Origin of the sequence: Clostridium sp. SHJSY1 (assembly GCF_031626875.1) — a bacterium.
GTDB lineage: Bacteria > Bacillota > Clostridia > Clostridiales > Clostridiaceae > Clostridium.
The window spans coordinates 233,946-246,442 of sequence record NZ_JANDMF010000001.1; the positions used below are offsets into that span (position 1 = coordinate 233,946).

The following is a 12,497-nucleotide window of genomic DNA, read 5'->3' on the forward strand; positions in this document are numbered from 1 at the left end:
CTTGTTTTCTTATCATTGAGTAAATGGAAATAAAATTTTCTGATTTTCAGGCAAATATATATTTCTCTTATCAATAACAGTAAATCCACTTTCTATAAACTCTGGAATATCTTTTCCTTGTAATTTTAAAACTGCATTCTTAACGCCCAAATACCCCATGCTGAAAGGATTCTGTATAATAACAGACTGTATCGTTCCATTTTCCATATACTCAATTTCTTGAGGATCACCATCAAATGCCACTACCATAACCTTTCCTCTAAAATTCAATTTTTCTATAGCTCTGGCTGCTCCTACAGAAGCTTCATAGTTGAGAGCAACAACACCAGATATTCTATTATTAATTAACAACTTTTCTGTAGCCAATTCAGCAGAATTTGAATCATTAATTGCATCTGATTCCTCTATCATCTGAATTCCTTGATAATTCTCTGTAATATACTTTTTTAAACCTTCATATCTTTCTAAATAATTACTTCCTGTTTTTTTATCCAAGCCTACAATAGCGACAATAGAATTCTCTCCTACAAGACTCACAATTTTTTCTCCTGCACTTTTACCTGCACTTAAGTTATCTGTCGTTATAAAGCATGATATCTTATCTGTATTCACCTTACTATCTATAGTTAGCACAGGGATACCTTTATCAACTGAATCTTCAACAGACTTCACAAGATAATCAAAACTACAAGGCGCCAATACTAAGGCATTAGTATTATTCTCTACAACTTGATTTATAAGATTCTCCTGTTCAAGAGTACTACATTCATCTTCTGGTGCCATGATATTTAATTTAACTTTATACTCCTTTGCTGCTTCTTCAGCACCAAGCTGAACATTTCTCCAATAGTCATCTTTTTTATTCTTTAGGATAAGGGTTATATTTTTTGCACCTTCACTCTGAACTAAAGTTTTATTTTGATAATAGAAAGGAAAAATTATTATTGGAATTAAAATAACTATAAATATGATGAATTTAACTTTAATCTTCATTTTTAACCTCTTTGCTTACTCTTCTACTAAAGGTAGCCATATTTTAATGTTAGTACCTTCTTCTAATTCACTTTCTACCTGAAGTCCATACTCCTTACCATAGGTTAGTTGAATTCTCTTCTGAACATTTTTCACCCCAATACCTGAACCTCCTTTTGTTTCTATTTCATATTCAAGTAATTCTTCAAGCTTTTCATGTTCTATTCCAAGGCCATTGTCCATAACTTCATATAACAATTTATCTTCAATAATAGATACTCTTATCTTAATATATCCTTGATCTTGCATGTACTCTATGCCATGATAGATTGAATTCTCTATAAGTGGCTGTAGTATCAACTTTATTGTCTTTAAATTTTTCACTTCTGGTTGTACTTCTATATCATAGGTAAATTTATTTTTAAATCTTATTTTCTGAATTGTAAGGTAATTTCTTGCATGTTCTATTTCCTGCTCTACAGAAATAATATTTTTTCCTTTGCTAAGACTTATTCTAAATAATCTTGCTAGAGAAGTTACCATTGTTATAACATCCTGACTATTACCATTTTCAGCCATCCACACAATTGAATCCAAAGTGTTATAAAGGAAATGTGGATTTATTTGAGATTGGAGTACATTTAGTTCACTTTTTCTTTTGGCTTCTTGCTCCACTACAATCTCATCCATAAGAGATCTAACTTTTGATATCATTAAGTTGAAAGCCTGAGATAGTTTTACAACTTCATCCTCCCCTTCAGCATCTACATATATATAAAAATTTCCCTCTTCAACTTTTTTCATAGATTTCTCTAACTTTTTTATAGGTTCTGAAATTTTTGCTGAAATAAAATTAAACGTTAACACTATTAAAAAAATACAGGTTACCAATATCCATATAACGAATTTCATAATTTCTTTTTTTGATGCAACTATCTCCGAAATATATGCTATGGCAACAATTTTCCAATTTGTATATTTTACTGTCTTCACAGTCACAAGACGTTTGCCTTCATCAGAATTTTCAATATAACTGCCCAGATAATCCTCACTATTTTCTTTTTTAAGCCCTATATTAATAAGTTGTTGTTGAGGATGATATATTATATCATTTTCTGAATCTACAATATATACATATCCTTTTTCTCCTATGCTAACCTTCCTACAGAGCTCACCTATAGTACTATAATTCATATCTATAAGAAGCACACCCTTAAGTTTTTTATTACCATCAGTATAATTAATGATTCTACTTAAAGAAACAACCCAATCATGTTTTCCTTGAAAGAGATTCTGAACATGTGGCAACGAAAAAATAAGATTATCCGATTTGTTTAGTGCATTTTTAAACCAATCCTCACTTACAATATCAGCACTAGGCTTAAGCTGCTCTTTTGATGTACCCAAAATGAGTCGTCCACTTTCTGAAAATACTGCTAGTGTGGCAATGTCATTACGAGTATTTTTGATGACATTCATTTGGTCCATAAGATTACTTCTTTCAATATTGGGTTCCAAATAAATATTGTCACTTAAAAGATTGGATACATTAATTGTACTATTTAAATAGTATTGAATATTAGAATTTATTTGATCAACCAATTGCTGAGTGGCTAATGCAGCATTTTTTTCTGATGTATTGGCAAACTTATTATAAATTATTATTCCTACTAAAATTATTGCTAAAATTGTTACTACTGTAAAAGACATAGTTATTATGAATTGAATACTTTTCAACTTTACAGCTTTCATAAGACGACAAAATGGATTCTTAAAAAATTTAGTAACAATATCGCTTTTCAAAGTTTCATCTCCTTAATTAACCTTACTATTCCTATATTCTGATGGTGATATACCAAAGTGTCTTTTAAAACAGTAACTAAAATAATTAGATTCTGAATACCCTATTTCTTGTGCAACTTGAAACGTCTTCATAGTAGTAGTTCTCAAAAGCTTCTTTGCCTCATTCATCCTTACCAAAGTCAAATAATTTGTAAAAGTCATCCTTGTTTCTTTCTTAAATAAAAGACTAAAATAAGTCTGGCTTATATGTAGGTAACTACATATACCATTAATATTGATTTCACTATCATTGTAATTTTTATGAATATACTCCTTTGCTTTCGCCACTAGATACTCACAATTATCTTTTCTTTCATCCATAATATGATTCATTATCTTCACTGATATTTCCTTGAACCACTTTTTTACATATTTCAAATCATTAATTTTGTAAAGTTCCACAAACAAATTATAATCAGTTCCAAATATAATAGTTAAATCCACATTTGAACTCTGTGCAGCTTTAAGTATTGCAGTAAGCATTTCAAGAAGATATATCTGATAATCTTTATATGAAGCTCTAGTATCTATGAGCTTATTGAACATTCTATCAATTGTTTCAGTTACTTCAATTTCTGTTCCAACTTTTATTGAACTTTCCAATTCATGTTCCATGCTTTTATCAAATATTATCTTATCTTTACTATTAGGTTCTATATCCTCAATCCAGATAATCCTATTACTTCCTAAAATTAACCTATAATCTAATGCAGCTATAGCATTCTCCCAAGAATCTGAAATCATAGAAATATCCTTCTCCATTGTTCCAAGTCCTATGGTTACTTCAAGTTTTAAATACTTTTCAACACTCTGTCTTATTTCTTCAAGAATTGATAATATTTCTGTGCTTAAAATTTCAGATTTTTCTTCTGAATCAGAAATAATTAATACAATCCTATCATTATGGATAAAAATATTATGTATATCATAAATATCCCCAATTTCAGTCACTATATTTAAAACAGCATATATTTTAAATTCTTCTTCTTCACCAAATTTATATCTATGGTCCTTAGTTAAAATATCATCATCAATACTTATAACTACTGCAGCAAAAAGAGCTCCCTCTAAGTTAATACCATAATTCTTGCATTTATCATATATCTCATCCTTTTTCAATCTACTTGATATTAGTGACGAAAAAAATTTTTCTTTTAATATTGGTAAGCTTTTTATATAATGAGTTTTTAATAAATCTATATCTTCTTTTTTTGCTATTTCATCATCAAGTTGTGTTTTTAGTTTTAAGAGAATATTAATAAGATCCTCTGAAGAAATTGGCTTAAGTACATATTCTGTAACCTTCAAATTTACTGCCTTCTGAGCATATTCAAACTCATCAAAACCTGTAAGTATGACTATTCTAACTGTAGGAATACTTTTCCTAAGTTCTTGAGATAATGTTATTCCATCCATAAAAGGCATTTTTATATCTGTAATCACTATATCTGGCATATCTTTTTCAGCTATCTCTAAAGCTTCTCTACCATTTCTAGCTTCTCCAATAAGTTCAAAACCATACTTTTCCCATTCTATTTTTTTTACAATTCCTTCCCTTACTTCATCTTCATCATCAACAAGTAATAACTTATACATTCTTTTCTCCTTAATGATTAGTATATATTGACTTTTTTCAAAAGCATTCTACTTTTTTAGATATATTATACCATGAAAACGATATGCATCATCAAAATATTTTTATTTAATAATAAAATCTATCAATTATTTTCCACAAAAAAACAGCCCTAATGTTATTAACATTAGGGCTAACTAAACCTTTCCACTTTATTATCAAATTTCAAGTCATATCTTTATAAGTTAATTTCAATATTCTCTCCTTAATATTTTTCATATAAATCTAGTTATAAATCAATATCTTTAATTTTTTTAGTTATTTCTTTTCTAATATTGTCATTATTCTTAACAGACTTTTCCTTTGTGTTATAATACTCAATTACCTCTACAACTTTTACCCCTAATTCAGAAATAGGTTTAATCATACCTTCTATTGTGTACCCCATAGATTCTTTAGTCTTTCCTGCACAAACACCAACAATAATAGCTTTTTTATTTGGGGCAAGACGACTTTTCCATCCATTACTATAATCATTCAAACAGAAAGTCCTATCTAATAAGGATTTCATTTGTGCTGTCATGTTGTAATTGTATGAAGGAGAAGCCAAAATATATCCATCAGCATCTTTCATTCTGTCTATAATATTAGTGATATCATCTTCAATAATGCAATTTCCTATACTTATGCAATATTCACATCCCCTACAGGTTGAAATATTATCACTATCTAAATAAAATTTATCTACTTCAATATTTTTCTGCTCTAATCCTTCAATTACAAAATCTACTATTAAATCTGTATTTTTGCCCTTTCTTGGACTTCCAACTACTGCAATCCATTTATTCTCCAAAAACTCTACACCTACATTCTGATATAATTTAAAAATATAGATAATGTAATAACTACCAATTCAATTCTAATCCAACACCTACTTCTTTCACAGGCAAAAAATTATGTATTTCTGATTTAACTATAAAAGATGTACAATGACATGGATATAACTCTTTTACATTGTTTTCTTTTAGATAATTAATAGTCATTCTAACTTGTTCATTTACTTCAAATAAATGAAGTCCTCCTATGATCCCCATAACTCTATTATCCTGACATACTGTTTTTGAATACTCTATGATATTACATATTCCACTATGTGAACATCCTGTTATAATATATATTCCATTCTCATTTTTATAAACAAGAGCTGTATCATCAAGTACATAATCATTAATCAATTTTCCATCAACAACCTGCTTACCAATTGGTTTTCTAATCTCAAACCCAATTTTTTGTGGTATCTCTCCTAGGAAGGTTATATTTTTGCTAATCTTCATTGGTTTTTTTGATAAAATCAGATTGCATTTTTCTTTTAATTCTTCTTCTAATATAGGTGAGCAAATTTTAATGTTTCCTTGTAATTTCTCTTTGAATGCATCTGAATGAGCTATAATAGAAATATTATTTTTATAATTTTGTTCAAAATAATATTTCAAACCTCTTGTGTGATCATCATGACCATGTGAAAAAATAATATTAGATATATTACATAAATCTATATCCAATAAATTTGCGTTTTTAATAAATATATCTGAATATCCTAAATCAAATAAAAATTTGACACCATCATCTTCAATATAATATGATACTGCTGGTTCACCTAAATAATATTGGTCAATATATGTATTGTTATCTACTAACACTTTTAATTTCATATTCTCTCTCCTAATTGTAATTAATTAACATTATACTTGAATTATATTTCACATACAAATTATTTAACTATATAAAAATAGTAGCAATACAAATACGCATTACTACTATTTCACTCATTAAAAATTTCTTCCGTTCCATCCCCAATCTGAAACTTCTTCGTACTTAATATAAATCTTATTTTGAGGTATTTCCAACTCTTCCTCATAAATATTGCAAATAGATTTTGTTAATTTATCATAGGCATCTTTGCTTGCTTTTCCAAATATCTTAACTTCTACAAAAGCTCCCTTTTCTAATTTTTCTCCTGCAAAATATAATGAATATTCATCCTCAAAACCAACCATAAGAAATTTTTCACTCTTCCCTGGAATTAATTCTATTGCTTTACCTAGTTTTTCTTTTATAACTTCTTCTTTTTCTTTTGAAATTTTAACACTTACCTTTGATCCTATAAATGGCATTATTGTTATCTCCTCTCGTTTATATATGTTATATATTACAGCATAATTTTATTGTATACTATAACTTTTAAGTAATCCTTCTTACTTTTTAAACATTATATCTATACCATTTTCCTCATTAGTCTTATTTATTTTATAAAGCTTTAAAATCTTATTTTAAATATATTTTTATCTAAACGGGTAGATTAATTATATGTATTAAAATTGTTTTTGTAGTAATACATTTAATTAATCTTATTATTCTTAGAAGAGGTTTAATATGTTATTTGAAAAAAGACTAGCTGAAAAAAGATTAACAGAAGCTTATAAAAATGCTAAAATTGAATACTTTGACAATAATTCTAGATATATATTTTTCAGTGACTGTCATAGAGGAGATTGTACTCCATCTGATGAATTTGCAAAAAATCAAAATATATTTTTATTTGCATTAGAATTCTATTTTAATAATGGATATACTTATGTAGAAGTTGGAGATGGTGATGAACTTTGGGAACATGCTAATTTTAAACATGTAAGATTAGCCCATGATGAAGTATATTCTCTATTAAAAAGATTTTTTGATTCAAATAGATTGATTATGTTATATGGTAATCATAATATACAATTAAAGTATAGAGACTTTGTAGAAAAGAATTTTTATAAATTCTATGATGAGTATAATGAAGATGAAATAGAATTATTTCCTGGAATAATTCCATATGAAGCAGTTGTATTTAAGCATAAGAATACAAAACAAGAAATATTAACAGTTCATGGCCATCAAGGAGATAGAATGAATGATAACTTATGGTATTTTAATATGCTTACAGTAAGATATTTTTGGAGATTTCTTCACTCTATAGGATTTATAAATCCTGCAAGCCCTGTGAAAAATTCCGAAAAAATTCATAAAATTGAGCGCATTTATAGCAATTGGATTGAAGCAAACAAAATCATGCTAATCTGCGGGCATACACATAGACCTCGTTTTCCAAAATCTAATGAATTACCCTACTTTAATGATGGTTCTTGTGTTAGAGCAAGTGGAATACAAGGAATTGAGATAAAGGATGGGAAAATAATGTTAGTTGAATGGAAAATTAGAACTGATTCATTGGGATCTTTGCATATAAGAAGAAAAGTGTTAAGAGGACCAGTTCCAATTGAAACCTTTGATTTACGAAATATTTAACTATATGTTTAAAAGATCAGAACTATTTAAGATATAAATATAGACCTAGTTTGCACTAGGTCTATATTAGAATTTTATAATTTCATATCCTTCATTAATAAGTGAGTTTATAGCCTTATCAGTATCCTCATTCTTAATAAGAATATAATCTGTATCATAAGTAGAAATAGCAAATATACTTATACCCTTTTGTGCTAGTATTGTACTAATTGAAGCAAGAATTCCAATTAAGGAGAAATCCAATGTCCCTTCAATCTTTAAAACTCTCCAATCCTTTTCACATTTTATACCACTAGGAATATTATCTTCAGAGCAAACTATTGATAACTCATCTGATGTTCTCGTTATAGAGAAAAAATCACCCTTTTCTGCCCATTGAGGAATTAGCTCAGTTTTATTTAATCTACAAACTCCATATTTTTCTTTTATAAACTGCGGAACCCTAGAAAACTAAATAATTATTCATAAGTTTTAATTTATAAATTGATTTTAGCATACTAAAATGCTCAAATCAATTTTATATTATTTTCAGAGTCCAATCCTCACAGTTCCAAATATCTGTAACTACATCTCTATAAAACTCTGACTCATGGGATACAATTAAAATAGATCCCTTATATTCCTTCAATGCTCTCTTTAGTTCATCCTTAGCATCTTGATCTAAATGGTTAGTAGGCTCGTCTAGGATTAATATGTTAGTTTCATTATTTATGATCTTACATAATCTAACCTTAGCAGCTTCTCCTCCTGATAAAACCATTATCTTAGATTCTAACTGTTTAGTTGTAAGTCCACATTTAGCAAGTGCTGCTCTTATTTGATATTGAGTATATCCTGGGAATTCACTCCATACTTCTTCAATACAAGTATTTGTATTTCCACTTCTATCCTCTTGTTCAAAATATCCTATATGTTGATAGTCTCCTTTTTCAACTTCTCCACTTAAAGGCTTAACTATTCCTAAAAGACTTTTTAAAAGAGTTGATTTTCCTAGACCATTTGCTCCAACTAAAGCTATCTTTTGTCCTCTTTCCATATAAAGATTTAAAGGTTTTGTTAATGGACTATCATATCCTATTACTAAATCCTTAGTTTCAAATATAACTTTACCAGCAGCCCTTGCAGCTTTAAAATTAAACTCTGGCTTTGGCTTATCCTTTGAAAGTTCTATTACTTCCATCTTATCAAGTTTCTTTTGTCTTGATTTCGCCATATTTGAAGTTGCAACATTTGCTTTATTTCTAGCAACAAAATCTTCAAGTTTTGCTATTTCTTTTTGCTGCTTTTCATATGCTGCTTCTAACCTCTTCTTGTTTTCTTCATATATTCTTCTAAATTCATCATAGTCTCCTACATATCTTGTAAGCTTTCTTTCTTCAACATGATATATTAAATTAACTACTAAATTTACAAATGGAATATCATGAGATATTAATATAAATGCATTTTCATAGCTTTGTAAATATCTCTTTAACCATTCTATGTGTTCTTCATCTAAATAATTAGTAGGCTCATCCAATAAAAGTATGTCTGGATTTTCAAGTAAAAGTTTTCCTAAAAGAATTTTAGTTCTTTGTCCTCCTGATAAATCATCTACATCTTTATCAAGTCCTAAATCTAATAATCCAAGACCCTTTGCTACTTCTTCTACCTTTGCATCTATAACATAAAATCCATTGTTATCTAAAAGATCTTGAATAACAGCTGTTCTCTCTAGCATTTTTTCAAGTTCTTCTGGAGTACAGTCTCCCATTTTTTCATAAAGACCATTCATTTCTGTTTCCATATCAAAAAGATATCTAAAAGCATCTCTTAAAGCATCTCTTATACTTTCTCCTTTTTGAAGGGCAGCATGTTGATCCATATATCCTACTCTAACATTATTTGACCAAATTACTTTGCCTTCATCTGGCATTAACTTTCCTGTAACTATATTCATAAATGTAGACTTACCTTCCCCATTAGCTCCAATAAGTCCTACATGTTCTCCTTTTAATAATCTGAAAGAAACATCCTCAAAAATTGCTCTATCTCCAAAGCCATGGTTCATATCCTTAACTTGTAATACGCTCATATAATCCTCCTACAATTCGTCTAAAAAATAAATACTTCTCTATTATAAATGATTTTTCACTAAAATAAACTAAAAATTTCAAAACTCTTTTCTTTTAATTTGTTCCATTTGCTGATATAATAAACAAAAAACTAAAAGGAGTCAAATTATGATTAAAAATACTTTAAAAAGAAAAATTGTAATTTTATCGTTAGCTTCACTAATTTCTTCAAATTTATCTACAACTGCTTTTTCTTACACGAGTGATGGACAAGCTATATCTAGTAATGTCCCCCAAATGCCAATTTTATACTCAGCCACTTCTTCAACAGAAAAATTAAATTATAGCGAAGAAGCAGTTTATAATGCAATTTATCGTGCAATGATAAATTTAGAAGATACAGCTTATCTAAACAACCTTTCAAAAATACCTAATTCTAATGATACTTTTAGAATTATGGGCAAAGTTCTTAATGACCATCCTGAAATTTTCTATTTTTCTTATTCAGGTACCTTATATTATACAAATGGAGTCTTAAAACTAGCTTATTCTGATACAAAAGAAAAAATCAAAACACAAGTAGCTCAAATAACTTCTAAAACTAATGAAATTTTAAATTCTGTAATTAAAGAAGGAATGTCCCCTCTTCAAAAAGAATTAGCATTACATGACTATCTTGTATTAAACACAAGCTATGATGTTACTAATTACAATAACAACACAATTCCTGCTGAATCATATAATATCTATGGAACACTCCTAAAAAATACTGCTGTATGTCAAGGATACTCTGTAACCTTTAAATATTTATTAAATAAGGTTAACATCGATAGTATTGTAATATCAAGTTCATCCATGAATCATGCTTGGAATATAGTGACTATTGATGGTATAAAATATCATGTTGATGTTACATGGGATGACCCTGTTCCAGATCAAAAAAATAAAACTAATTATACATATTTCAATTTAAGTGATACTGCTATTCAAAAGAAAAGCCATAAATGGACTACTACAGATTATCCAGCATGTACTAATGATAAATTTAGTTATTTTTCAAATATGACTTATGTTTCTAATGCAAATGGTGTTTTTTATTACACTGATTCAAGTAATTCAAGCTTAAATAAAATTAATTTAGATGGCAGTGGTCATACTCAACTAACTAAAAACCATGCTCTTTATCCTGTTGTATATAAGAATTGGGTTTATTATAGTAACTATTCCTATGCAGGGTATATATTTAAAATAAAAACCGATGGAACTGGAGATCAACTGGTTAACAAAACTTATTCTACAGATTTACAAATTTCAAATGGAAAGCTTTCTTACAAAAATAATTCTAATGATGCAATAGAATCCATAACTCTTACTGATTAATAATTAAGGCTGGAATAATACATCTATTCATTATTCCAGCCTATTTTTAATATTCATATTTTTTAACATTTTCACACAACCTTATAGATAGTGATTTTTCTCCTCTAACTTTCTTATAAGAACATAACAAATCACTTAGTTCTAAATCTCCAAGGTCTATCTTTCCTTCACTTTGGATAATTACATCCTCTTCTTCCATAATTATTTCAACATCATTTTTATCATTCTTTATTTTGTAAACAAATCCTGATTTGTTTACCAATCCATCTTTATACTTTTCTTGAAAGCCCATTGTTTTCTTTACACTTTCATAGCTTACATTTATATTTACTCCAGCTTTTTTTAGCTGTTCATCTATCATAGAAGAGTCAAACCCATATCTCTCCATAAGCTTCTTTTGAATATTTAAAAATTTATCCTGAGATATATTATTTTCTTCCATATATTTATATATATTTTTAGTAAACTCAGCCATAGTGATTTTACCTTCTGCCATTTCATAGTATAAAGAGTACATGTAGTCTTCAAGTTTATCTACATCTTTTTCCTTTGCTTTGTTCTTAAGCTCATTAAAATCTATAATTCTATCGTCCATACAATCACTCTCCTTTTTCTATATTATATATCAAATCTCCCTAACAAACTACAAAAATAGTTGAGAATATCAAATCTCAATTATTAAAGTTTTCTTACATAAATATTATTTTTTCTTCTTTTTATTTTTTGTAAAAATAACCTTTGATTCAATGATTGTTTTCTCTTTTATCCAATTAGACGCACTTCTATATAATAGAATATGTCCTACAATTGTAACTATTACTGCAAAAATAACCAATTGACCTATAAGTTGCCCTAAAAATCCAACAACAAATATTAATATACTAATTTCATATCTATCACATATTCTGGTATATAAAAACAATTTGTATATTACCCAAGCAGCTGTTATGATTAATGCCAATGTTTTTATAGCTCTTTGATTTAAACTTAGAACTGGTCCCCCTAGAACTAAACTTATTACTGCTAATATCATAAACCATATAGATCCTTTTCCAAGTTTAATTATTAAATAATCATTAAGTACTGGAACCCATGCAAACCATGGATTATCTACATATTCTAATTTAGCAATCTTAAATATTGCCATAGACGATGCTATATAATTTACTATAAGTAGTAAAAAAGAAAAAATTAATAACAAATTACTTATTACAACTTGATTCATATTAACCTCCATTATATCCTACTGAAACCATTTACCCTTTTAAACTTAATTATATATATTTTATCCTTTTGTGGCAATATTTACTTTTGAAGAACTATGTAAA

12 protein-coding genes are annotated in these 12,497 nt (G+C 28.0%); 2 read left to right on the top strand and 10 right to left on the bottom strand.

What is annotated here, in order from left to right:
• Nucleotides 1-12 precede the first annotated feature (12 nt).
• From NNC19_RS01040 to NNC19_RS01065, 6 genes are all read right to left on the bottom strand, one after another.
• Nucleotides 13-993 (bottom strand): substrate-binding domain-containing protein, encoded by a 981-nt coding sequence (locus NNC19_RS01040; RefSeq protein WP_310936726.1) that lies wholly within the window; start codon nt 991-993, stop codon nt 13-15.
• A gap of 15 nt (nt 994-1,008) precedes the next feature.
• A complete protein-coding gene (locus NNC19_RS01045) occupies nt 1,009-2,775 on the bottom strand; it encodes a sensor histidine kinase (RefSeq protein WP_310936727.1) in 1,767 nt (588 codons plus the stop codon).
• A gap of 12 nt (nt 2,776-2,787) precedes the next feature.
• Nucleotides 2,788-4,410 (bottom strand): response regulator, encoded by a 1,623-nt coding sequence (locus NNC19_RS01050; RefSeq protein ID WP_310936728.1) that lies wholly within the window; start codon nt 4,408-4,410, stop codon nt 2,788-2,790.
• Nucleotides 4,411-4,676: 266 nt separating this feature from the next.
• On the bottom strand, nt 4,677-5,240 hold the full coding sequence (locus tag NNC19_RS01055; RefSeq protein ID WP_310936729.1) for a flavodoxin family protein: 564 nt from the start codon (nt 5,238-5,240) through the stop codon (nt 4,677-4,679).
• Nucleotides 5,241-5,292: 52 nt separating this feature from the next.
• A complete protein-coding gene (locus NNC19_RS01060; RefSeq protein WP_310936730.1) occupies nt 5,293-6,099 on the bottom strand; it encodes an MBL fold metallo-hydrolase in 807 nt (268 codons plus the stop codon).
• A 117-nt stretch (nt 6,100-6,216) separates the two neighbouring features.
• Nucleotides 6,217-6,561, bottom strand: coding sequence for a phenylpyruvate tautomerase MIF-related protein (locus tag NNC19_RS01065; RefSeq protein ID WP_310936731.1), 345 nt, complete (start codon nt 6,559-6,561; stop codon nt 6,217-6,219).
• 259 nt (nt 6,562-6,820) lie between these two features.
• Between NNC19_RS01065 and NNC19_RS01070 the strand changes: the two genes are divergently transcribed.
• Nucleotides 6,821-7,735 carry a metallophosphoesterase gene (locus NNC19_RS01070; protein WP_310936732.1) on the top strand — a complete coding sequence of 305 codons (915 nt, stop codon included), beginning with the start codon at nt 6,821-6,823 and terminating at the stop codon, nt 7,733-7,735.
• Between the two features lie 66 nt (nt 7,736-7,801).
• Here NNC19_RS01070 and NNC19_RS01075 read toward each other — a convergent pair whose 3' ends face one another.
• Both NNC19_RS01075 and NNC19_RS01080 read right to left on the bottom strand, forming a co-directional pair.
• Complete coding sequence (locus NNC19_RS01075) at nt 7,802-8,164, bottom strand: ACT domain-containing protein (protein WP_310936759.1); 363 nt, start codon at nt 8,162-8,164, stop codon at nt 7,802-7,804.
• An 88-nt stretch (nt 8,165-8,252) separates the two neighbouring features.
• Nucleotides 8,253-9,809, bottom strand: a complete 1,557-nt coding sequence (locus NNC19_RS01080) for an ABC-F family ATP-binding cassette domain-containing protein (protein WP_310936733.1) — start codon at nt 9,807-9,809, stop codon at nt 8,253-8,255.
• A gap of 148 nt (nt 9,810-9,957) precedes the next feature.
• On the opposite strand from NNC19_RS01080, the gene NNC19_RS01085 reads away from it, so the two are divergent.
• Nucleotides 9,958-11,169 carry a DUF5050 domain-containing protein gene (locus NNC19_RS01085; protein WP_310936734.1) on the top strand — a complete coding sequence of 404 codons (1,212 nt, stop codon included), beginning with the start codon at nt 9,958-9,960 and terminating at the stop codon, nt 11,167-11,169.
• 46 nt (nt 11,170-11,215) lie between these two features.
• On the opposite strand, the gene NNC19_RS01090 is transcribed toward NNC19_RS01085, so the two are convergent.
• Nucleotides 11,216-11,764: a DUF3867 domain-containing protein gene (locus NNC19_RS01090; RefSeq protein WP_310936735.1), complete on the bottom strand. Its 549-nt coding sequence runs from the start codon at nt 11,762-11,764 to the stop codon at nt 11,216-11,218.
• Between the two features lie 105 nt (nt 11,765-11,869).
• Nucleotides 11,870-12,394, bottom strand: a complete 525-nt coding sequence (locus tag NNC19_RS01095) for a hypothetical protein (protein ID WP_310936736.1) — start codon at nt 12,392-12,394, stop codon at nt 11,870-11,872.
• Between the last annotated feature and the right edge of the window lie 103 nt (nt 12,395-12,497).

Bases quoted from the DNA above. Each gene is read 5' to 3' on its own strand.
- NNC19_RS01040 (WP_310936726.1), bottom strand. From the start codon at position 993: ATGAAGATTAAAGTTAAATTCATCATATTTATAGTTATTTTAATTCCA.
- NNC19_RS01050 (WP_310936728.1), bottom strand. From the start codon at position 4,410: ATGTATAAGTTATTACTTGTTGATGATGAAGATGAAGTAAGGGAAGGA.
- NNC19_RS01060 (WP_310936730.1), bottom strand. From the start codon at position 6,099: ATGAAATTAAAAGTGTTAGTAGATAACAATACATATATTGACCAATAT.
- NNC19_RS01065 (WP_310936731.1), bottom strand. From the start codon at position 6,561: ATGCCATTTATAGGATCAAAGGTAAGTGTTAAAATTTCAAAAGAAAAA.
- NNC19_RS01070 (WP_310936732.1), top strand. From the start codon at position 6,821: ATGTTATTTGAAAAAAGACTAGCTGAAAAAAGATTAACAGAAGCTTAT.
- NNC19_RS01080 (WP_310936733.1), bottom strand. From the start codon at position 9,809: ATGAGCGTATTACAAGTTAAGGATATGAACCATGGCTTTGGAGATAGA.
- NNC19_RS01085 (WP_310936734.1), top strand. From the start codon at position 9,958: ATGATTAAAAATACTTTAAAAAGAAAAATTGTAATTTTATCGTTAGCT.
- NNC19_RS01090 (WP_310936735.1), bottom strand. From the start codon at position 11,764: ATGGACGATAGAATTATAGATTTTAATGAGCTTAAGAACAAAGCAAAG.
- NNC19_RS01095 (WP_310936736.1), bottom strand. From the start codon at position 12,394: ATGAATCAAGTTGTAATAAGTAATTTGTTATTAATTTTTTCTTTTTTA.